We start from the raw sequence: 20,686 nt of genomic DNA on the forward strand, positions 1-20,686 counted from the left end.
GTAGACTGGACATCTCGACCCCCGCGATTGCACAAGGAGGCCAGGTTGCTGATCCTCCTCGCGGCGTTCGCCCTCGTGCCGCTCCTGTTGCCGGCCCTCGTCTCCCGGCTCGGCTCGCGCACCTTCCTCGTCGCGGCTCTCGTTCCGATCGCCGCGTTCGTGCACACGGCGCTGCAGGCCCCGCGCGTGCTGAACGGTGATATCCCGTTCGAGACATACGCCTGGATTCCCGATCTCAAGGTCCAGCTGTCGATGCGGATGGACGTTCTCGGCTGGGTCATGGCGCTCATCGTCACCGGCGTCGGCGCGCTCGTCATGCTCTACTGCCGCTGGTACTTCGCCGGCAAGCGCGAGGGCCTCGCGACGTTCTCGGCGGTCCTCCTCGCCTTCGCGGGTGCGATGTACGGGCTTGTGCTGACCGACGACATCGTCGTGCTCATCATGCTGTGGGAGGTCACGAGCGTCCTCTCGTACCTGCTCATCGGTTTCTACCACCGCCGCGGCGCGAGCCGACGCGCCGCTCTGCAGGCCCTGCTCGTGACGACGCTCGGCGGGCTCGTCATGCTGATCGGCGTCGTCATGCTCGTCGTCCTCTACGGCACGACGAGCATCACCACGATGATCGAGACCGGGCCCGTCTTCCAGGGCGGCGAGGCCGTCGCCCTGAATGCCGCGATCGTCATGCTCCTCGTCGGGGCCCTCAGCAAGTCGGCCATCTTCCCGTTCCACTTCTGGCTCCCCGGCGCGATGGCCGCGCCGACGCCGGTGAGCGCGTACCTGCACGCCGCCGCCATGGTGAAGGCCGGTATCTACCTGATCGCCCGCTTCGCGCCCGCCTTCGCGGATACCGACCCGTGGCGACCCATCGTCATCGGCCTCGGGATCTTCACGATGCTCCTCGGTGGATTCCAGGCGATGCGCGAGTCGGACCTCAAGCGCATCCTCGCCTTCGGCACCGTCAGCCAGCTCGGCATGCTCACGGTCGTCCTCGGCTACGGCGAACGCAACAGCGCCCTCGCCGGTCTCGCCCTCCTCGTCGGGCACGCCCTCTTCAAGTCGGCGCTGTTCCTCATCGTCGGCGTCATCGACCGTCAGCTGAGCACCCGCGACATCGGGGAGCTCTCAGGGGTGGGGCGCCAGGCGCCGACGCTCGCGACGTTCTCGATCATCGCGATCGCGTCGATGGCGGGGGTCGCGCCCACGGTCGGCTTCGTCGCGAAGGAAGCGGCGCTCACCTCGTTCCTCGAGGGCGGCGCGTCCGCGACGGCCCTCATCCCCCTGATCGGGATCCTCGGCGGCTCCGCTCTGACGGCGGCGTACGGCATCCGTTTCGTGTGGGGTGCCTTCTGGACGAAGAAGGATGCCGCCGGTGCGCCGCGCGAGCGCACGGAGTGGCCCGACCCGCCGATCGGCTTCCTGGTGGCGCCGGTCGTGCTCAGCGGGCTGACCATGGTCGCCGGCGTCACGGCGCCGCTGCTGGACTCGGGTCTCGCGGGTTACGCCGACAGCATCCCGCTCGAGGAGGGCGGCAAGGAATATCACCTCGCTCTCTGGCACGGGTGGGAGCCCGCGCTCTTCCTCTCGCTCGGCTCGATCGCCCTCGGCGCGCTGCTGTTCTGGATCACGCAGCGCCGCCCACTCAGAACCCGCATGCTGCCGTTCACGGCGAACGACGTCTACAACCTGTCGCTGCGCGGCGTCGCGAAGGTCTCGGTCTGGACGACGTCGCTCACCCAGCGCGGCTCGCTGCCGTTCTACGTCGGGACGATCTTCGTCGTCTTCATCGCCGCCGAGGCCACGGCCCTGCTGGCCTCGACCGAGTGGCGCATCGCCGTCGACGCCTGGCAGAGCCCGGCGCAGCTGCTCGCCGCTCCCGTCATGATCCTCGCGGGCATCGTCGCGATCCGCGCACGCAAGCGCTACACGGGAGTCGTGCTCGTCTCGGTCACGGGTCTCGGCATGGTGCTCCTGTTCGCGACCAGCGGCGCCCCCGACCTCGCCCTCACGCAGATCCTCGTCGAGACGGTCACCCTCATCGCGTTCGCGCTCGTGCTCCGCCGCATCCCGGCACGCCTGGGCGACCACAACGCGTCGGTGCTCCCCGTCGTCCGCGCCGTCATCGGCATCGGGGTCGGCGTCACGATGGCGGCCGTCGCCCTCATCGCGACGGGTGCCCGCGTGGCCGACCCGGTCTCGGGTCCGTTCCCCGACCTCGCCTACGAGATCGGGCACGGCAAGAACGTCGTCAACGTGACACTCGTGGACCTGCGCGGGTGGGACACGATGGGCGAGCTCTCGGTCCTCATCCTCGCGGCGACAGGCGTGGCATCCCTCGTCTTCGTCACCAACCGCTCCGACAGCCGCGTCCTGCCCTCTCTTCCGACGAGCTCCGGACGCAGCCGCCGTCCGCTCGTCGAGACGGCCGACGGACCGCGCCCCCGCTCCACGGCGCCGGGCTCGACCCGCCAGGCGTGGCTCGTGGGCGGACTGAAGGTGAAGCCCGAGAACAGATCGCTCCTGCTCGAAGTGATCGTGCGCGTCCTCTTCCACTCGATCATCGTCGTGTCGGTGTACCTGCTGTTCGCCGGCCACAACCTGCCCGGCGGCGGATTCGCCGGCGGCCTGGTCGCCGGTATGGCACTCGTCATGCGCTACGTCGCCGGCGGACGGTGGGAGCTGGGTGCGGCCGCGCCGACGGATGCCGGCCGACTCCTCGGCGCGGGCATGGTGCTCGCCCTGTCGTGTGCGATCGTGCCGCTGTTCTTCGGTGCCGCGCCCCTCACGAGCACGTACTGGGAGGCGGAGATCCCCCTACTCGGCGAGGTCGAGTTCGTGACCTCGACGATCTTCGACGTCGGCGTGTACCTCGTCGTGATCGGACTCGTCCTCGACGTGCTGCGCTCCCTCGGCGCCGAGGTCGACCGGCAGACGCAGGCGCAGCGGGAGCGGGTGAGCGCATGACCGTCTCGCTCGTCCTCGTGATCATCATGGGTGTGCTCTTCGCCGCCGGCGTCTACGCGATGCTGGAGCGCAGCCTCACGCGCGTCCTCATCGGCTTCCTGCTCCTGGGTAACGCTGCGAACCTCTTCCTCTTGATCGTCATGGGTGCTCCCGGCGTCGCGCCCTTCTTCGGCAGCGACGGCGAGGGTGAGGAGTTCAGCGATCCGCTGCCGCAGGCCCTGTCGCTGACGGCCATCGTCATCACGTTCGCGATCTCGTCGTTCCTGCTCGCGCTCATCTACCGCTCCTGGCAGCTGGGACAGGCCGACACGGTCGCCGACGACGAGGCCGACCGCGAGGTGCGCGAGCGCGGCGCCCGCGACGAAGAGACGATGGACGACGAGATCACCGACGAGGACGACGACGCCACGACCGACTTCATCGGGACGGAGACCTCCCCCATCGTGATCCTCCACGCGCAGGACATCGCCGAACTGCGCGACGACGCCCCCACCGACAAGCCGGGAGGGCACCGATGACCGCCCTCGTCCCCCTGCTCGTCACGCTGCCGCTCCTCGGCGCGGGCATCGCGCTGATCTTCGGGCGTCGGCGTCGGGTGCAGGTCGGGGTCTCGATCGTCACCCTCACCGTCGCCGCGGTCATCGCCGCCGTGCTGCTGTACTACGTGGACGTCAGCGGGATGCCGCTGGCCGTCTCGGTCGGCGGATGGCCGATCCCGTTCGGCATCGTCCTATACGTCGACCGGCTGGCCGCGCTCCTCGTGCTCGTCTCCAGCATCGTGCTCCTGGCCGTCCTCCTCTTCTCCGTGGGTCAGGGCGCCGCGGACGGCGATGAGGAGACGCCGGTTTCGATCTTCCACCCGTCGTACCTGATCCTCGCCGCCGGCATCTTCAACGCGTTCATCGCGGGCGACCTCTTCAACCTCTACGTCGGGTTCGAGATCCTGCTCGTCGCGTCGTACGTGCTCATCACGCTGGGGTCCACCGAGTCCCGCATCCGCACCGGCGTCGTCTACATCGTCGTCTCACTGGTCTCATCGATCCTCTTCCTCGCCGCCATCGCGGCGATCTACGGCGCCCTCGGCACCGTCAACATGGCGCAGCTCGCCGACCGGATGGGGGAGCTCCCCGACGAGGTGCAGCTCGTGCTGCATCTGATGCTGCTGCTCGCCTTCAGCATCAAGGCCGCGGTCTTCCCGCTGTCGTTCTGGCTGCCCGACTCGTACCCGACCGCGCCGGCGCCGGTCACCGCGGTCTTCGCCGGATTGCTGACCAAGGTCGGCGTCTACGCGATGATCCGCACCGAGACGCAGATCTTCCGCGACAACGACGTCAACCAACTGCTGCTGATCGTCGCGCTCGCCACCATGATCGTCGGCATCCTCGGCGCCGTCGCTCAGGCCGAGCTCAAGCGCATCCTGTCGTTCACGCTCGTGAGCCACATCGGATACATGGTCTTCGGGCTCGCGATCGCGACGCCCGCGTCGCTGGGCGCCACGATCTACTACATGGTCCACCACATCGTGGTGCAGACGACGCTCTTCCTCGCGGTCGGGCTCGTCGAGCGCCGCGCAGGATCGACCTCGATCCTCAAGGTCAAGGGGCTCATGCGCGCGGCGCCGCTGCTGGCCGTGCTCTACTTCATCCCGGCGATCAACCTCGGCGGACTGCCTCCCTTCTCGGGATTCATCGGCAAGTACGCGCTGTTCGATGCGGCCGCCGCCGTCGGCACGCCGATCATGTACGCGCTCATCGTCGCCGGCATCCTGACGTCCCTTCTCACCCTGTACGCCCTCATGCGAGCCTGGAACCTCTCGTTCTGGCGCGAGGAGGAGGACGCGAACGAGGAGTCCGGCGTCATCGACCGCATCTCGTACCTCGACGACGCCCCCGCCGCCGGCGTCCAGACGCAACGCCGCGTCATCCCGCGCATCATGACCGCCTCGACGACGGGCATGGTCGCCGTGACGATCGCACTGACCGTCTTCGCCGGTCCGCTCTACCACCTGTGCGCGAGCATGGGAGCGTCGCTCCTGAACCCCGTGAGCCTCACCCAGTTGCAGGAGGAGGTGAACGGTGGGAACTGACATCCAGCGGAGCGCGCTGACCGGCATCTGGCGGCAGCTGCCGTTCTTCCTGTGGCTCGTCGCGCTCTGGATGCTGCTGTGGGGTCAGTTCACGGTGCTCGCCTTCCTCACCGGCGTCGTGGTCGCCGTCTTCGTGACGAGCGTCTTCCGCCTGCCCCCCGTCGAACTGTCGGGACGACTCAACCCGTGGTGGCTGCTCGTCTTCACGCTCCAGTTCGTCGGTGCCGTCGTGAAGGGCTCGCTCGTCGTCGCGTGGCAGGTCGTGCGGCCCGGTCATCAGCCCGGCGTCTCGGTCGTCGCCGTGCCGCTCGTGACGGACGACGACCTGATCATGGCGCACGTGGGGGTCACGGCATCCCTCATTCCGGGATCGCTCGTCCTCGAGACCGACCGCGACCGCCGCATCCTGTACCTGCACGTCCTCGGAGCGTCGACGGATGCCGAGGTGGAGCAGCAGCGCCGGATGGTGCAGCGCTGGGAGGCACGGCTCGTCCGTGCGGTCGGCTCGCGGGCTCAGCTCGACGCCGTCCGCGCATCGCAGGCCGGCGCCGAGGGCATTCGCACGCGCGTGAAGGAGGAGAGCTCGTGACCACCATCCTCATCGTCCTCATCTGCGCCGTCTTCGGTGTCGCCGCACTCATGACCGTCTGGCGCATCATCATCGGTCCGTCGATCCTCGACCGCGCGGTCGCCTCCGACGTGCTCCTGACGCTCCTCATCTGCGCGCTGGGCGCCGAGATGGCCATCAACCACCACACCCGAACCCTGCCGGTGCTGCTGATCGTCGCCGCCGTCGGCGTCTTCGGATCGGTTTCGATCGCCCGCTTCGTGGCGCGCCGCGACTCGGAGGTCGACCGATGATCGAGATCCTCCACGTCGTCGCCCTGCTGCTGATCCTCGTCGGCGCGCTCCTGTGCCTCACGGCCGCGATCGGCCTGATGCGGTTCCGGGACGTGCCTACGCGGCTGCACGCAGCCACGAAGCCGCAGGTGCTCGGACTGCTGCTGATCGCCATCGCGATCGGCCTCGAGCTGCAGTCCTGGGCGGTCGTGGCGTTCCTCGTCCCCGTCCTGCTCATCCAGTTCGCGACCGCGCCGCTCTCGGCGCACATGGTCGGACGACAGGCCTACCGCAACGGCACGATCGATCGCCGGAACCTCCACGTCGACGAACTCGCCGAGGCGAAGGAGACCCCGCCCGCCGCGGGCGGCTGACTCAGCCGATCAGGCTCGGCTGCAGGTCCCGCATCGTCCGGCGGAACGTCATCCGCGTGACGCCCGCGACCGCGACCACCAGGGCGCCGACCAGCCAGGTCGCGAGGACCGCGGCATCCGTCCAGGCGCGCCCGGCCACACCGCCGTACATGACCTGCCGCATCGCGTCGACGACGTACCCCATCGGCAGGACGTGGTGCAGCGCGGCCAGCGGTGCCGGAAGCGTCTGCCACGGGAACGTGCCGCCCGCGGTGACGAGCTGCAGCACCATGAGGACGAGTCCGACGAACTGCCCCACCGACCCCAGCCAGACGTTGAGGGCGAGGATGATCGCCGCGAACGTCGCCGATGCGAGCAGCAGGATGCCGAGGGTCGGCAGCGGATGCGTGAACGAGAACCCCAGCGCGATCGAGAGCACGCCGAACAGCGACACCATCTGCACCGCGCCGAGGGCGGCCGGCGTGAGCCACCCCGCGAGGGTGACGCGGATGGGGGAGCGGAGCGCCGTGACGGCGCGCTTCGAGATCGGCTTCACGATCAGGAACAGGGCGTAGATGCCGATCCAGCCGGCGAGGGCGGCGAAGAACGGCGCGAGGCCCGCGCCGTAGTTCTGCGCCTGGGTGACGGACGCCTCGGAGATGCCGACCGGGTCCGAGAGGGTCGACGCCTGCGCCTTGCGCGTGTCGGCGCTGTCGTCGGGGAGCTGCTGCGCACCGTCCCGCAGGCCGTCGCGGAGCTTTGTGGCGCCCTCGTCGAGGGTGTGGATGCCGGAGGCCAGCGTGTGGGATCCCTCGTCGAGCTTGTGCGCACCGGCGTCGGCGCTCGCAACCCCGTCGGCGAGGGTGTGGGCGCCGGTCGCGGCCGTGGCGGCCCCCGACGCGAGCTTCGCGCTGCCGTCGGCGACCTGGGCGGCGCCGGCATCGAGGGCGTCGATCTGCGCGACGGCCTGCTGCACGCGCGTGTCGAGGTCGGCGACGCGGGTGCCGATCGGGTCGACGACGTCGAGCACCTGCGCGATCTGGGTGGCGTCGAGTCCCTGCTTCTGCAACCGTGCCGTGAGGTCGTCATGCAGCGACGGAACGGCGGACGCGGCCCGGTCCGCGGCGGAGCCGACGCGGTCGGCGATGCTCCGGAATTTCGCCGTGCCGCCCGAGACCTGCTCAGCGCCCGAGGTCAGGGACTGGAGTCCGTCGGACAGCGTGTCGATGCCCGACGCCAGTGAATCGGCACCGGTCCGGAGCTTCGCCGTCCCGTCCGCGAGGGTGGCGGCGCCGTCGGCGAGCGTGTCGGCACCGTCACCGGCGCTCGCGAGTCCGTCGGTCAGCTGACCGGCCCCGTCGGCCGCATCGAGGAGCTTCACCCGCACGGTGTTGAGCGCATCGAGCATCGTGAGCCCGGCTTCACGGACCACTTTCTCCGTGACCGTCGTGCGGATCCGCGAGACCGCCTGACTGCCGATCGTCGAGGCGAGGTAATTGTTGGCGTCATTTGTGGTCAGGTCGATCTCGGCCTGCCGAGGGTCTTTCGACGAGATGGACGCGACGGATGAGGTGAAGTCGGCGGGGAGCGTGACGGCGAAATCGAACGAGCCGTCATCGAGGCCGCGTCGGGCGCCGGCGGCATCCACTTCGTGCCAGTCGAAGCTGCCGTCCTCGAGCAGCGAGTCGGCGACCTCGTCGCCCAGGTTGCGGTCGGCGCCGTTGAGGGTGGCCCCTTCGTCCTGCACGACGAGGGCAACGGGCACCTCCGACAGGTTGCCGTACGGGTCCTGGTTCGCCCACAGGTACAGGCCGCCGTAGAGGACCGGCACGAGGATCAGGGCGATGAGGGCGATGACCCGCATGCGGGTCGAGGTGAGGCGGCGCAGCTCGGCCGCGAACAGAGCGGGGATCTTCACGAGAGGATGCCTTCGGTCGAAGAGTCGGTGAGGGCACGGCGCCGGGAGCGCAGGGCCGAGGTCGCCCGGAGGCGGGGCCGGCCGACACGACCCTGGCGGGCGGGGGGCTCAGCCTCGAGGGCCGTGGCGGCGGCCGTGCCGGCAATGACGAGGACGGCGAAGCCGCGTGCGGCGAAGTCCTTGGCGATGCGCTGCCAGTGCCGGGGATCGCCCCCGTGACGGTCGGGCGAGACGAGGACGAGCGCCTCGATGCCGCGTCGGAGGGCGGCGAGTTCGAGCAGCATCCGGATGCGGTCGTCGGCGTCGAGCTGCCCGATGGGTGTGCGTGCGAGCGGTCGCCAGCCGTGCTCGTCGAGCCAACGGCGGGCCGAGAGCGGATCGGCGCGCCGCCCGGCGAACATGAGCTCCTCTTCGACGACGCCGACGACGGCGACGTCGGGCGCCGGGTCGTTGACATCGGGGGCGTCGACGAGGGCGACGACCTTCCTCAGCCGGCGGGGGCTGCGGCGGCCGTCGATCGTGACGGTGCCGGTGTCGGCTCGCATGCGTCCGCTGGCGATGAGACCGAGCACCGACGGGCGCTGTTCTGTCTCGGCGGTGGTGAGGGTGACGCGACCCGACGCGAACGTGGCGTCCGTCGCGGGAAGGATGCCGCCGGCGCGACCCTTCGAGACGTCGTCGAGCACGATCTTCACGCGCGGGCTCCTTCGAGCACCTCGTCGGCCTCCCGCCAGCCGAGGCCGGCGACGCCGAGGATCGCCCGGACGGCGACCGACGCGGCTTCGGGCCGGGCGGTGTCGAGCCGGGTGATGACGGTGCGCGCGGCCTCTTCGATCAGGCGCGCGACGGTCGCAGCGGGCATGTCGGTGCGGATCGTGCCCTCGTCGCGTCCCCGGGTCACGATCGCGAGGACCCGCCGGCGGACCGGGGTGAGCACCGCCGCGGTCTCCTCGATGTGCGAGTCGTCGAGGGCCACGGTCGCGGCGAACTGCACGTCGGCGGCGCCATCCCACAGCGCGAGGGCGAGACGGGCGAGGGCGACGGGCGCGGGGCCGCTGTCATCGACGTCGCCGGCCAGCGCGTTGAAGCGCTCGGCGCCGCCCAGGATCATGGCGCGCAGCAGCGTGTCGCGGTCGTCGAAGTGCCCGTAGAGCGCGCGACGGCTGAGCCCGGCGGCGCGCGCGATGGCGTCGATCGGAGCGTGGGGGTCTCGGGCGATGGTGGCCGCTGCCGCCGCGAGGATGTCCGCGCGGTTCGCCGCGGCATCCTTTCTCGGACGACGCGGCGATGCAGTCGTGGTCACGCCACGATCATACGAAGTTGCACAATCGTGTGCAACTTAATTCAGCGAGCTCTCAGTCGGCGCCGAAGTCGAAGGATGCCGAGTCCCCCGCCTCGTCGATCGCACCCGCCAGCTCGTCGATCTCACCGGAGTTGCCGGTGATGGCGTCGGCGCCGCCCTGCTCGAGCTCGCCGACCAGGTCGGCGGTCGCGCCGCCGATCATGCCGAGCGACACGAAGTGCTCGAGGCGGGCGCGCGAGTCGGCGATGTCGAGGTTGCGCATCGTCAGCTGACCGATGCGATCGGTCGGACCGAAGGCGGCGTCACCGACGCGCTCCATCGAGAGCTTCTCGGGGGAGTACGACAGGTTGCGGCTCTCGGTGTTCAGGATCGTGTAGTCCTCGCCGCGGCGCAGACGCAGGGTCACGGTGCCGCTGATCGCGGAGCCCACCCAGCGCTGGATCGACTCGCGCAGCATGAAGGATTGCGGCTCGAGCCAGCGACCCTCGTACATGAGGCGACCGAGGCGACGGCCCTGCTCGTGGTAGGTGGCGAGGGTGTCCTCGTTGAGGATGCCGTTGACCAGGCGCTCGTACGCGATGAACAGCAGCGCCATACCCGGCGCCTCGTAGACGCCGCGGGACTTCGCCTCGATGATGCGGTTCTCGATCTGGTCGCTCATGCCGAGGCCGTGGCGCCCGCCGATCTCGTTCGCCGCCATGACCAGGCCCACGGCATCCGAGTACTCGACGCCGTTGATCGCGACGGGGCGTCCCGCCTCGAAGGTGACCGACACGTCCTCGGTCTCGATCTCGACGGCCGGGTCCCAGAAGCGGACGCCCATGATGGGCTCGACGATCTCGAGCGAGACGTCGAGGTGCTCGAGGGTCTTGGCCTCGTGGGTCGCGCCCCAGATGTTCGCGTCGGTCGAGTACGCCTTCTCGACCGAGTCGCGATACGGGAACCCGTGCGCCACGAGCCATTCGCTCATCTCGGTGCGGCCGCCGAGCTCGGTGACGAAGTCGGCATCCAGCCACGGCTTGTAGATGCGGAGCGCAGGATTCGCGAGCAGGCCGTAGCGGTAGAACCGCTCGATGTCGTTGCCTTTGTAAGTGGAGCCGTCACCCCAGATGTCGACGCCGTCCTCCTTCATGGCGCGGACGAGCATCGTGCCGGTGACGGCCCGGCCGATCGGGGTCGTGTTGAAGTAGGTGCGTCCGCCCGAGCGGATGTGGAACGCGCCGCACGACAGGGCGACGAGACCCTCCTCGACCATCATCGGCTTGCAGTCGATGAGGCGGGATCCCTCGGCGCCGTACTGCAGCGCGCGACCCGGGATCGACGCGATGTCGTCCTCGTCGTACTGGCCGAGGTCGCCGGTGTAGGTGAAGGGGACGGCGCCCTTGTCGCGCATCCAGGCGACGGCGACCGAGGTGTCGAGACCCCCCGAGAAGGCGATGCCGACGCGCTCGCCGACGGGCAGGGACTGAAGGACCTTCGACATGGTCCCCATCCTATCGAGGGGGCGGTCCGGCCCCGGCGCGGTTACGCGCGGGCGGTGCGGCGGAGATCCGGGCGACACGCGGGGGAATGGATGCCGGGCCGCGGCATGTCGGTGAGGATCTCCGCTCGGCGGCTCGGTGCGCCGTATGTGAATGCTCACATTGTGCAGAACGGGCCATTCCCCACCTCGAGAGGTGACACCCACTCATCCGCCGCGTTACGCAAATGTTACCGCTCACAATCTAGCGCGGAGCAAAATGTGAAGGCTAACATTCGAGCAACCGGAAGCCATGGCGGCCCGGAACACCGGCGGTGAGCCGGACCCGAACAAGGAGGTTTTGGGATGAAGAAGACTGCTTTCGCAGCAGCGGCCATGCTGGGGGCACTGGCACTCGTCGTCACCGGATGCGCGGGCAACGGCGCACCCGGCGCGGGTGGCAACGGTGGCGGCGGCGACCTGATCACGGTCGGGTTCGCACAGACCGGCTCCGAGTCCGGGTGGCGCGCAGCCAACACCGAGTCGATGAAGAAGGCGTTCTCGGAGGAGAACGGGTTCAAGCTGACGTTCAACGCAGCGGACAACAAGCAGGAGGCGCAGATCTCCGCCGTCCGCAACTTCATCAACCAGGGCGTCGACGCCATCGTCATCGCCCCGATCACGGTCGACGGCTGGGACGACGTCCTGAAGGAAGCGAAGGATGCCGGCATCCCGGTCATCCTCGAAGACCGCACGGTCTCGGCCAGTGACGACCTCTACGCCTCGTGGGTCGGCCTCGACTTCGAGCAGGAGGGTCGCACCGCCGGCGAGTGGGTCAAGGAGAACTTCGACGGCAAGGGCGCGAACCTCGTCGTCCTCGAGGGCACGACCGGCTCGTCGGCCGCACTCGACCGCGCCACGGGCTTCAACGAGGCCATCGAGGGCACGGACGTCAAGGTGATGGACTCGCAGACGGGTGACTTCACCCGCGACGGCGGCAAGAAGGTCATGGAGGGCTACCTCCAGAAGTACGGCAAGGACATCAACGTGCTGTTCGCGCACAACGACGACATGGGTCTGGGTGCACTCGACGCCATCAAGGCGGCGGGACTGACCCCCGGCAAGGACATCCAGATCGTCACGATCGACGCGGTGAAGGACGGCATGACCGCCCTCGCGGGCGGCGAATTCAACTTCATCGTGGAGTGCAACCCGCTCCTGGGCGAGAAGGCCGCCGAGCTCGTGAAGTCCGTCGTCGACGGCAAGACCGTCGAGAAGCGCACGATCGTCGAGGACCAGTCGTTCACGCAGGAGCAGGCCGCCGAGGTCCTGGACTCCCGCCCGTACTGATCGGTCGCCACCCCTCACGATCCGCTCGGATCACCGAACCACCGCCGGGGACCGGATTCCGGTCCCCGGCGGTCATCACGGAAAGGCGCGCCCCATGGTCGATGTCGCAGCCACGCCGGAATCCCCGGCCACCGTTCCGCAGCACGACGAGATCGTGCGGATGCGGGACGTCACCATCCGGTTCCCCGGCGTGCTCGCGCTGGACCGGGTCGATCTGACCCTCCGCGCCGGCGAGGTGCACACCCTCATGGGCGAGAACGGCGCCGGAAAATCGACGCTCATCAAAGCGCTCACGGGCGTCTACGCCATCAACGGCGGGACGATCGAGGTCGCCGGCGAGCAGCGCGTCTTCCGCTCGACCGCCGACGCAGAGGCATCCGGGATCTCCACGGTGTACCAGGAGGTCAACCTCTGCACGAACCTGTCGGTCGGTGAGAACGTCATGCTCGGCCGCGAGGTGCGGCGCACCGGCTTCATCGACTGGCGTGCGACCCACCGCGAGGCGACGCGTCATCTCGCCGCCCTCGGGCTCGACATCGATCCGCGGTCCGCGCTCTCGTCGCACTCCATCGCCGTGCAGCAGCTCGTCGCCATCAGCCGCGCGACGGTCGCCGACGCCCGCGTGCTCGTCCTCGACGAGCCGACCTCCAGCCTCGACCGCAGCGAAGTCGAGCAGCTGTTCACGGTCGTGCGCGGCCTTCGCGACCGCGGCGTCGCCATCCTCTTCGTCACGCACTTCCTCGATCAGGTCTACGAGATCTCCGATCGCCTGACGGTCCTGCGCAACGGTCAGCTGGTGGGGGAGTACCTGCCGGCCGAGCTGCCGCGCGGCGAGCTCATCGCCAAGATGATCGGCCGTCAGCTCGATGAGCTCGAGGCGCTGTCCCGCACGTCCGAGCGCGAGATCGACCGCGGCGCGACGCCGGTGCTCCGCGTCGCGGGGCTCGGTCGCAAGAACGTCATCGAACCCGTCGACATGGAGGTCTACGAGGGCGAGGTCGTCGGCATCGCCGGCCTGCTGGGCTCAGGCCGCAGCGAGCTCGTCCGTCTCGTCTACGGCGCGGACCGCGCCGATGCCGGTACGCACGAGGTGCGGGGGGATGCCGCGCGCATCACGACCCCGCGGAACGCGATCGACAAGCGCATCGCCTTCTCGAGCGAGGACCGTCGCGCCGAGGGGATCATCGCAGACCTCACCGTCGCCGAGAACATCGTGCTCGGCATCCAGGCCAAGCGCGGCGCGATGCGTCCCATCGGCAAGGCCGAGCGCGACGCCATCGTCTCGGAGTACATCTCGGCGCTCGGCGTCCGCCCTGCCGACCCGAACGCGCTCGTGCGCAACCTCTCGGGCGGCAACCAGCAGAAGGTGCTGCTCGCCCGGTGGCTCGCCACGGCGCCGCAGCTGATCATCCTCGACGAGCCCACGCGCGGCATCGACGTCGGCGCGAAGGCCGACATCCAGCGCAAGGTCGCCGAGCTCGCGGCCGAGGGCCTCTCGGTCGTCTTCATCTCCTCGGAGCTCGAGGAGGTGGTCCGCATCGCCCAGCGCATCGTGGTGCTGCGCGACCGTTCTAAGATCGGCGAACTGGACGCCGCCGACGTGACGGTCGACGATCTGGTCGCCCTCATCGCGCAAGAGTCCGGCGAGACGACGTCGTCTCGCCTCAACCCGGAGACAGCGGCATGAACCCGACCCTGAAGCGCTTCCTGGCGCACCGCCTCGTCTGGCCGATCGCGGCACTGCTCGTGCTCGTGATCGTCAACACGATCGCGCGTCCCTCCTTCATCTCGATCACGGTGCAGAACGGTCAGCTGTACGGCCCGCTGATCGACATCCTGCGCAACAGCGCACCGCTCATGCTGGTGGCGCTGGGCATGACGCTCGTCATCGCGACGCGCGGCATCGACCTCTCGGTCGGCGCGATCATGGCGGTCTCGGGTGCCGTCGCGCTCACCTACATCTCGGCCTCGCCCGCTCCCGAGGACCTGTCGACCGTGCTCATCGCGATCGCGCTCGCCGTCTTCGTGGCGCTGCTGCTCGGTGTGTGGAACGGCTTCCTCGTGGCGGTCGTCGGCGTCCAGCCGATCATCGCGACCCTCGTCCTCATGCTCGCCGGTCGCGGCGTCGCCCTGCTCATCACGGGCGGCTTCATCACGACCATCACGAGCGCGCCCTACCGCTTCATGGCGCAGGGCTACCTCGTGGGCTTGCCGTTCGCCTTCTACGTCTCGGTCATCGCGATCGTCATCGTCGCCGTGCTGCAGCGCCGGACCGCCCTCGGCGTCCTCACCGAGGCCGTCGGCATCAACCCCGAGGCCAGTCGCCTCGCGGGTGTGCGCTCGCGCGGCATCATCTGGGGCGCGTACGCGGCGAGCGGTCTGCTGGCCGGGTTCGCCGGCATCCTCTATTCGTCGAACATCATGGCGGCCGACGCCAACGCAGCGGGTCTCTACATCGAGCTCGACGCGATCCTCGCCGTCGTCCTCGGCGGCACGAGCCTCATGGGCGGCAAGTTCACGATTGCGGGCACCGTCGTCGGCGTCTTCACGATCCAGACGCTCAAGTCGACGATCACCTTCCTCGGCGTTCCGCCGGCGGTCAGCCCGCTGTTCCTCGCGATCGTCGTGGTGATCGTGGTCCTCGTGCAGTCGCCGCGGACGCGGTCGCTGTTCGCGAAGGGGGTCGATGCCGTCCGAGGCGGCGGCCGTCGCACCGCGGAGGTGGCCTCGTGAGCGCCGTCACCGCAGACTTCGGTCGCACCGGCGGGTTCGCCGACACGATCCAGCGCTTCCGCAGCCGGCACGCCTCATGGGTGCCCGTGTTCGCCGCCGTCGTGATCCTCATCGCGATGCTCGTCGGAGCGCAGGCCTACTTCGGCAACTTCGTCACCCCCCGCGTGCTGTCGGCGCTCCTGCTCGACAACGCGTACCTGCTGATCCTCGCGGTCGGCATGACCTTCGTCATCCTCACCGGCGGCATCGACCTCTCGGTCGGCGCGGTCATGGCGTTCACCGGGATGCTGGGTGCCAGCATGCTGAGCCAGGGGATGCCGGTGGCTCTCGTCATCCCGGTCATGCTGGTCCTCGGGGCGCTCATGGGCCTGTTCGTCGGGGTGCTCGTGCAGTACTTCGGGGTGCAGCCGTTCATCGCATCGCTCGCGGCGATGTTCGCAGCTCGCGGGCTCGCGTTCATGGTGAGCCTGTCCTCGATCCGCGTCGAGGAGCCGGCGATCCTGTGGCTCCAGTCGACCCGCATGCAGGGTGGCCCCGGCAGCTTCTACATCACCCCGACCGGCATCCTCGCGCTCGTCGTGGTGGTCGTCGGCATCCTGATCCTGCAGTTCACGCGGTTCGGCCGGACGATCTACGCGATCGGCGGCAACGAGCAGTCGGCGCGGCTCATGGGTCTGCCGGTCGTGCGGACGAAGCTGCTCGCCTACGTCATCAGCGGGGTGTGCGCGGGGCTCGCGGGCGTCGTGTTCACGGCGTACACCGGAGCGTCGTACCCGCTGAACGGCATCGGGACCGAGCTCGACACCATCGCCGCGGTGGTGATCGGCGGCACGCTGCTGACGGGCGGCAGCGGGTTCGTGCTCGGCTCGATGATCGGCGTGTTCGTCTACGGCACCATCAAGACGGCGATCTCGTTCCTCGGCGTCGACCAGTCCTGGACGCGCATCACGATCGGCGCGCTGCTGCTCGTCTTCGTCGTCGTGCAGCGTCTGCTGGTCGCGCGGACCGCGCGAACGACGCGGTGAACCTCGGGGGAGGCTCACCGCGGGCATGATGGTCCGTATGGATGCGCGCGAAGCAGCGGTCGCGCCGGTCGTGCACGTGACCGGCGCGACCGTCCGCTTCGGCGCCGAGACCGTGCTCGACGCGGTCGACTTCCGGCTGCTGCCGGGCGAGGTCCACTCGCTCATGGGCGAGAACGGCGCCGGCAAGTCGACGCTCATCAAGGCGATCACTGGTGCGCTCCGACCGGATGCCGGGACGATCCGCGTCGGCGGAGAGCCGGTGCACTTCGCTTCGCCCGCCGATGCCCTCGCCGCCGGGATCAGCGCGGTCTATCAGGAGATCGACCTGCTCCCGAACCTGTCGGTCGGTGAGAACGTGCTCCTGGGTCGCGAGAGCCGCCGCTTCGGAGCGATCGACTGGCGCGAGACCCACCGCCGGGCGGCCGAGATCCTCGAGGGGCTCGGGCTCGACATCGACCCGCGCACGCGCCTGTCGCGGCATTCGCTCGCCGTTCAGCAACTCGTCGCGATCGCGCGCGCGATCTCGGTCGACGCGCGCGTCGTCGTGCTCGACGAGCCGACCTCGAGCCTCGACCTGGATGAGGTCGCCGAACTCTTCCGGGTCATCCGCGAGCTGACCTCCCGCGGCGTCGCGGTGCTGTTCGTCTCGCACTTCCTCGACCAGGTCTACGAGATCTGCGATCGCATCACGGTCCTCCGCGGCGGGCGTCTGATCGGCGAGTACGTGCCGGCCGAGCTCCTGCGCATCGATCTCGTCGAGAAGATGCTGGGTCGCGGGGCCGACGAGATGGACGTCCATCAGAGGGAGGATGCCGCGGCATCCGTCCCGATCGCGCTCGCCGGACGGGGCCTCGCCTCGGGGACGGGCCTCACCGAGGCGACTCTGTCGATCGGCGAGGGAGAGGTCGTCGGACTCGCGGGGCTGCTCGGCTCGGGGCGGAGCGAACTGGCGCGTGCGCTCACGGGTGTGGACCGACCGGATGCCGGCGAGCTCGAGGTGCGCGGTGCTCCCGCCCACCTGCCGACCCCGCGCCGGGCGATCGGTCGGGGCGTCGTCTACTCGTCCGAGAACCGCCGTACCGAGGGCATCATCGGCGAGCTCAGCGTGCAGGACAACATCACGCTCGCGCTGCAGGCCGATCGCGGCATTCTGCACCGGCTCGGCAACGCGCGCCGTCGGGAGCTCGCGATGAGTTGGATCGAGGCGCTCGACATCCGCCCCGCCGACCCGGACCGGCCGGCAGGGACGCTGTCGGGCGGCAACCAGCAGAAGGTGCTGCTCGCCCGCCTGCTCGCGCTGTCGCCGCGGGTGCTGGTGCTCGACGAGCCGACGCGCGGCATCGACGTCGGCGCGAAGGTCGAGATCCAGCGGCTCGTCGCCGACCTCGCCGACAACGGCCTCTCGGTGCTGTTCATCTCGGCCGAGCTCGAAGAGGTGCTGCGGGTCTCGAACCGGATCGCGATCATGCGCGGCGGACGCCTCGTCGACACGATTCCCGCCGATTCGCTCACGGTGGATTCGCTGCTGGCGCTCGTCGCGCGTCCCGAGGACGAGTCGTGAGCGACGAGCGCGGCGCGAAGTCCGCCAACATCTTCGACGTCGCGCGCCTGGCGGGCGTCTCGCACCAGACCGTGTCGCGCGTGCTCAACGATCTGCCGAACGTCCGCCCGGCCACCCGCGCCCGCGTCGAGCAGGCGATGGCGCAGCTGCGCTACAGCCCGTCGCCCGCCGCCCGCGCGCTCGTCACCAAGCGCACCCGGACGATCGGGCTGATCACGCCGGGCACGGCGGACTTCGGGCCCACGTCTGTCGCGATGCACTTCAACGTCGCGGCGCGCGTCGAGCGGTACTCGGTCGACTCCGTGACGGCTGCGGACACGGATGCCGCCAGCATCCGCTCGGTCGTCGAGGGCCTGCTCCGTCAGCGGGTCGACGCCATCGTGATCGTCGTGAACGACCTCGGCGTGCTCGAGGTCGTCCGCGGGCTCGACCTCGGCGTGCCGATGGTCGCCGCTGCCGCGACCCAGCGCCGGAACCGCCAGCTCGTGTCGATCGATCAGTACCGCGGCGCCCGTTCGGCGGTACGCCACCTCGCGGAGCGGGGGCACCGCCGCATCCTCCACATCGCCGGCCCCGCCCGGAATCCCGACGCCGTCGAGCGCATCCGCGGGTGGCGCGATGAGCTCGGGGCGCACCAGCTCGCGGTCGTCGAGCCGATCCACGGCGACTGGACGGCGGCCAGCGGAGCCGAGATCGGCCGCGGCCTGGATCTCGAGCCCGGCGACGCCGTGTTCGCGGGCAACGACCACATGGCGATCGGTCTGCTGTCGGCTCTCCGCGGGCGCGGCCTCCGCGTCCCTGACGACGTCGCGGTCGTCGGATTCGACGACGTTCCCGAGGCCGCCTACCTGTCGCCGCCGCTCACGACGGTGCGGCAGGACTTCCGCGCGCTCGGCGAGCTGATGATGCAGAAGGTCCTCCTCGCGGTCGAGGAACCCGACGCCCTCACCGAGGACACACCGCTGCCCACGCACCTGATCGTGCGCGAGTCCTCCGTCGCCGTCAGGCCGTGACGGGGACGCGCGTCGACCGCGTGCGCAGGCGCCCGACCCAGACGACGAGCGCGCCGATGACCACGAAGGCGGTCGCGATCCCGACGATGTAGGCGCCGACACCGCCCCAGCCGGCTACGCCGTTCGGGTCGAGGAACGGGTACGGGTACCAGAACGCCACACCGTCCGTCGGGTCGATCACGAGAGGTCCGCGCACGAGGGTGTAGCCGATCCAGAGGATCGGGACGGCGAGGATCGCGACGACCGCGCGCCAGGGGAGGGCTCTGCGGGTGGGTGCGACGACGAGGTCGAGCAGCAGGAACAGCGGCGCGACGACGTGCACGATCTCGTTCGCCCAGGCGACGTGGTCGTCGGATGTCGGGAAGCCCCGGAGGAGCAGGTTGTAGACGACGCCGGTGATGAAGAGGTATGTCGTCGCCGCGGCGAGGCCGAGCGCGACGCCGGCCGGTTCGCGCTCCTCGTGAGACGGCCGCATCCAGAACCAGATGACCGCAGCGAGCAGTGCCAGCACCCCGACGATGTTGGAGAGGATCGTGAAGAAGCTGAAGAAGTTCGCGATCGTCGTCGTGACGTCGCGATCGTTCGCGATCGCGGTCCGGACCGTCGTCACGAACTGCGTGACGACGGCGGACATCATGAGAGCGGCCGCGATCAGCCGGAGGACCGACCACACTGTCGGCCACGTTCGGGTACGCATGACCGAACCCTAGCGCGCTGCGAGCCGTGTCAGGCAGCGCCTTCCCGCGGGTGGGTTCCGTGCCCCCATCGGGCCCCCGCGCGGAAGATCCCGACCCCGACGGCGCCGACCGCGACGACAACCGCGAGCCCCAGCATCCCGGTCGCGACGTCCCACATCGTGAGGCGGATCAGCCAGACGATCGTCCAGACACCCGCGACGGCGGCGACGAGACGGGCGACGGTGCGAGCGCGCACGATCGCCGTGAGGAGGGCGAGCACCCAGACGGCACCCGCCAGGAAGCCGGTGAACTCCGCCGTGAGGACCCGGGTCCAGATCGCATCCGACGGGCTGCCGGGCGGCACCTCGAAGGAGAGGTGGAAGAAGAGGAGGATGCCGGTCGTCACCGCTGCCGTCACGCCTGCCGCAAGGCGGGCGCGCACCGGGGCCAGCAGGGCGAGCAGCGCGAGGACCGTGAGCGTCACCGTCACGATCGCGCGGGGGCCGGCCAGCGGATCGATCTGCGCGTAGACGAGCGCTCCAACGGCGCCCGCGACGGCGGCCGCGAGCGCAAGGCGCGCCGCCCGTGCGGCGCCGCAGAGGATCAGGACGAACGCGATCGCCCACAGGCCCGCGGCGATGAGTCCCGGACTCGCCTGCAGGTCGGGGTTCTGACCTTCGGGGGGAAGGCGCCAGTCCATCCGTACCTCGAACCCGCTGAAGACGGCGAACACCATGGCGAGGGCGAATCCGGTGGCCGCGGATGCGGTGGCGACGGCCTCGCGGGCGGGCTGCGGCATCCACCCCAGGATGCGGACCGCGAGGCCGCTGCGCATCAGCGCGATGCGCTCGCCGCGCGAGGGTTCGTCCCGTCCCTGCGCCTCGGCTTCGTCGAGCAGGGTCCCGAGCATGGCCTCGCCGTGCCGGTCGCGCCACGAGGAGGGGTACGCGCGGAGCGCGCGGCGCCAGGGGGTGTCGTCGACCGTGGTCACAGGGCACCTCCGAGCGCGGGGCGCAGAGCGAGGCGCCGCCGGGCCTCGGCCACGGTGACCTCGCGCCGGGCGACCTCCTCGGCGAGAAGGCCCACGCCGTCGGGGGTGAGTTCCACGTACCGGCGCACGCGACCCTGCACCCGCTCCTCGCGGGCGATGCGGATCGTGCCCTCCTTCTCGAGGCGATCGAGCGCGGCGTACAGGGTCGCGACCTTGAGGCGCACGTGTCCGCGTGAGACACGGTCGACCTCCTCGATGAGGGCGTAGCCGTGCTTGGGGCCGTCGGCGAGAGCCGTCAGCATGAGGAACGTGGGTTCCCGCATCTCCCGGGTCATGCGCCGACCATACTCTGACGGACAGAGTATCCGCCACCCTCCGTCGGCACGTCTCACCCGGCCCGATAGGATGGGGTGTAA

At 69.8% G+C, this 20,686-nt stretch carries 19 protein-coding genes; 12 read left to right on the top strand and 7 right to left on the bottom strand.

The annotated features are described in order from the left end of the window. The first annotated feature begins 45 nt into the window (after positions 1-45). The 6 genes from BLP38_RS12400 to mnhG are packed head-to-tail and all read left to right on the top strand — an operon-like array spanning position 46 to position 6,261. Positions 46-2,961: a Na+/H+ antiporter subunit A gene (locus BLP38_RS12400; RefSeq protein WP_091358154.1), complete on the top strand. Its 2,916-nt coding sequence runs from the start codon at positions 46-48 to the stop codon at positions 2,959-2,961. After that, positions 2,958-3,479, top strand: a complete 522-nt coding sequence (locus tag BLP38_RS12405) for a Na(+)/H(+) antiporter subunit C (RefSeq protein ID WP_091358158.1) — start codon at positions 2,958-2,960, stop codon at positions 3,477-3,479. The genes BLP38_RS12400 and BLP38_RS12405 overlap by 4 nt, the downstream gene beginning before the upstream one ends. Continuing rightward, entirely contained in the window at positions 3,476-5,047 is a 1,572-nt protein-coding gene (locus BLP38_RS12410) for a Na+/H+ antiporter subunit D (protein WP_091358162.1), read from the top strand. The genes BLP38_RS12405 and BLP38_RS12410 overlap by 4 nt, the downstream gene beginning before the upstream one ends. After that, on the top strand, positions 5,037-5,636 hold the full coding sequence (locus tag BLP38_RS12415) for a Na+/H+ antiporter subunit E (RefSeq protein ID WP_091358165.1): 600 nt from the start codon (positions 5,037-5,039) through the stop codon (positions 5,634-5,636). Before BLP38_RS12410 ends, BLP38_RS12415 begins: the two co-directional genes overlap by 11 nt. A 50-nt stretch (positions 5,637-5,686) precedes the next feature. Continuing rightward, positions 5,687-5,908: a monovalent cation/H+ antiporter complex subunit F gene (locus BLP38_RS12420; RefSeq protein ID WP_373457715.1), complete on the top strand. Its 222-nt coding sequence runs from the start codon at positions 5,687-5,689 to the stop codon at positions 5,906-5,908. After that, a complete protein-coding gene (gene mnhG, locus BLP38_RS12425; protein ID WP_091358174.1) occupies positions 5,905-6,261 on the top strand; it encodes a monovalent cation/H(+) antiporter subunit G in 357 nt (118 codons plus the stop codon). Before BLP38_RS12420 ends, mnhG begins: the two co-directional genes overlap by 4 nt. Position 6,262: 1 nt before the next feature. On the opposite strand, the gene BLP38_RS12430 is transcribed toward mnhG, so the two are convergent. Genes BLP38_RS12430 through argG form a run of 4 tightly spaced genes read right to left on the bottom strand, consistent with a single transcriptional unit; the run spans position 6,263 to position 10,944 of the window. Further along, positions 6,263-8,158: a YhgE/Pip domain-containing protein gene (locus BLP38_RS12430; protein ID WP_091358179.1), complete on the bottom strand. Its 1,896-nt coding sequence runs from the start codon at positions 8,156-8,158 to the stop codon at positions 6,263-6,265. Then, positions 8,155-8,853 (bottom strand): hypothetical protein, encoded by a 699-nt coding sequence (locus tag BLP38_RS14350; RefSeq protein WP_091358183.1) that lies wholly within the window; start codon positions 8,851-8,853, stop codon positions 8,155-8,157. Before BLP38_RS14350 ends, BLP38_RS12430 begins: the two co-directional genes overlap by 4 nt. Next, a complete protein-coding gene (locus BLP38_RS12440) occupies positions 8,850-9,461 on the bottom strand; it encodes a TetR/AcrR family transcriptional regulator (protein WP_091358186.1) in 612 nt (203 codons plus the stop codon). Before BLP38_RS12440 ends, BLP38_RS14350 begins: the two co-directional genes overlap by 4 nt. A 52-nt stretch (positions 9,462-9,513) precedes the next feature. Further along, complete coding sequence (gene argG, locus BLP38_RS12445) at positions 9,514-10,944, bottom strand: argininosuccinate synthase (protein WP_091358189.1); 1,431 nt, start codon at positions 10,942-10,944, stop codon at positions 9,514-9,516. Positions 10,945-11,286: 342 nt separating this feature from the next. Here argG and BLP38_RS12450 point away from each other — a divergent pair, with 342 nt between their 5' ends. The 6 genes from BLP38_RS12450 to BLP38_RS12475 all read left to right on the top strand — a co-directional run bounded on the left by BLP38_RS12450 (position 11,287) and on the right by BLP38_RS12475 (position 18,602). Next, the gene (locus tag BLP38_RS12450) at positions 11,287-12,270 is read left to right on the top strand and encodes an ABC transporter substrate-binding protein (RefSeq protein ID WP_091358193.1); all 984 of its coding nucleotides are present in this window, start codon (positions 11,287-11,289) and stop codon (positions 12,268-12,270) included. 94 nt (positions 12,271-12,364) lie between these two features. Then, positions 12,365-13,957, top strand: a complete 1,593-nt coding sequence (locus BLP38_RS12455; RefSeq protein WP_091358196.1) for a sugar ABC transporter ATP-binding protein — start codon at positions 12,365-12,367, stop codon at positions 13,955-13,957. Beyond that, positions 13,954-15,003, top strand: a complete 1,050-nt coding sequence (locus tag BLP38_RS12460; RefSeq protein WP_091358200.1) for an ABC transporter permease — start codon at positions 13,954-13,956, stop codon at positions 15,001-15,003. The genes BLP38_RS12455 and BLP38_RS12460 overlap by 4 nt, the downstream gene beginning before the upstream one ends. Beyond that, on the top strand, positions 15,000-16,028 hold the full coding sequence (locus BLP38_RS12465) for an ABC transporter permease subunit (protein ID WP_091358204.1): 1,029 nt from the start codon (positions 15,000-15,002) through the stop codon (positions 16,026-16,028). The genes BLP38_RS12460 and BLP38_RS12465 overlap by 4 nt, the downstream gene beginning before the upstream one ends. 37 nt (positions 16,029-16,065) lie before the next feature. Beyond that, positions 16,066-17,589 (top strand): sugar ABC transporter ATP-binding protein, encoded by a 1,524-nt coding sequence (locus BLP38_RS12470; protein WP_091358208.1) that lies wholly within the window; start codon positions 16,066-16,068, stop codon positions 17,587-17,589. Continuing rightward, on the top strand, positions 17,586-18,602 hold the full coding sequence (locus BLP38_RS12475) for a LacI family DNA-binding transcriptional regulator (protein ID WP_091358212.1): 1,017 nt from the start codon (positions 17,586-17,588) through the stop codon (positions 18,600-18,602). The genes BLP38_RS12470 and BLP38_RS12475 overlap by 4 nt, the downstream gene beginning before the upstream one ends. Here BLP38_RS12475 and BLP38_RS12480 read toward each other — a convergent pair. Genes BLP38_RS12480 through BLP38_RS12490 form a run of 3 tightly spaced genes read right to left on the bottom strand, consistent with a single transcriptional unit; the run spans position 18,592 to position 20,605 of the window. Next, positions 18,592-19,299, bottom strand: coding sequence for a Pr6Pr family membrane protein (locus BLP38_RS12480; RefSeq protein WP_231916502.1), 708 nt, complete (start codon positions 19,297-19,299; stop codon positions 18,592-18,594). The genes BLP38_RS12475 and BLP38_RS12480 overlap by 11 nt on opposite strands. A 29-nt stretch (positions 19,300-19,328) precedes the next feature. Next, entirely contained in the window at positions 19,329-20,270 is a 942-nt protein-coding gene (locus tag BLP38_RS12485; RefSeq protein WP_091358217.1) for a hypothetical protein, read from the bottom strand. After that, positions 20,267-20,605 (bottom strand): PadR family transcriptional regulator, encoded by a 339-nt coding sequence (locus BLP38_RS12490; protein WP_091358220.1) that lies wholly within the window; start codon positions 20,603-20,605, stop codon positions 20,267-20,269. The genes BLP38_RS12485 and BLP38_RS12490 overlap by 4 nt, the downstream gene beginning before the upstream one ends. Between the last annotated feature and the right edge of the window lie 81 nt (positions 20,606-20,686).

The organism is Microbacterium sp. LKL04 (genome assembly GCF_900102005.1).
GTDB lineage: Bacteria > Actinomycetota > Actinomycetes > Actinomycetales > Microbacteriaceae > Microbacterium.

Coding starts and splice junctions, on each gene's coding strand:
- argG (WP_091358189.1), bottom strand. CDS start 10,944: ATGTCGAAGGTCCTTCAGTCCCTGCCCGTCGGCGAGCGCGTCGGCATC.
- BLP38_RS12470 (WP_091358208.1), top strand. CDS start 16,066: ATGGATGCGCGCGAAGCAGCGGTCGCGCCGGTCGTGCACGTGACCGGC.
- BLP38_RS12420 (WP_373457715.1), top strand. CDS start 5,687: ATGACCGTCTGGCGCATCATCATCGGTCCGTCGATCCTCGACCGCGCG.
- BLP38_RS12490 (WP_091358220.1), bottom strand. CDS start 20,605: ATGACCCGGGAGATGCGGGAACCCACGTTCCTCATGCTGACGGCTCTC.
- BLP38_RS12405 (WP_091358158.1), top strand. CDS start 2,958: ATGACCGTCTCGCTCGTCCTCGTGATCATCATGGGTGTGCTCTTCGCC.
- mnhG (WP_091358174.1), top strand. CDS start 5,905: ATGATCGAGATCCTCCACGTCGTCGCCCTGCTGCTGATCCTCGTCGGC.
- BLP38_RS12410 (WP_091358162.1), top strand. CDS start 3,476: ATGACCGCCCTCGTCCCCCTGCTCGTCACGCTGCCGCTCCTCGGCGCG.
- BLP38_RS12480 (WP_231916502.1), bottom strand. CDS start 19,299: ATGCGTACCCGAACGTGGCCGACAGTGTGGTCGGTCCTCCGGCTGATC.
- BLP38_RS12455 (WP_091358196.1), top strand. CDS start 12,365: ATGGTCGATGTCGCAGCCACGCCGGAATCCCCGGCCACCGTTCCGCAG.
- BLP38_RS12450 (WP_091358193.1), top strand. CDS start 11,287: ATGAAGAAGACTGCTTTCGCAGCAGCGGCCATGCTGGGGGCACTGGCA.
- BLP38_RS12460 (WP_091358200.1), top strand. CDS start 13,954: ATGAACCCGACCCTGAAGCGCTTCCTGGCGCACCGCCTCGTCTGGCCG.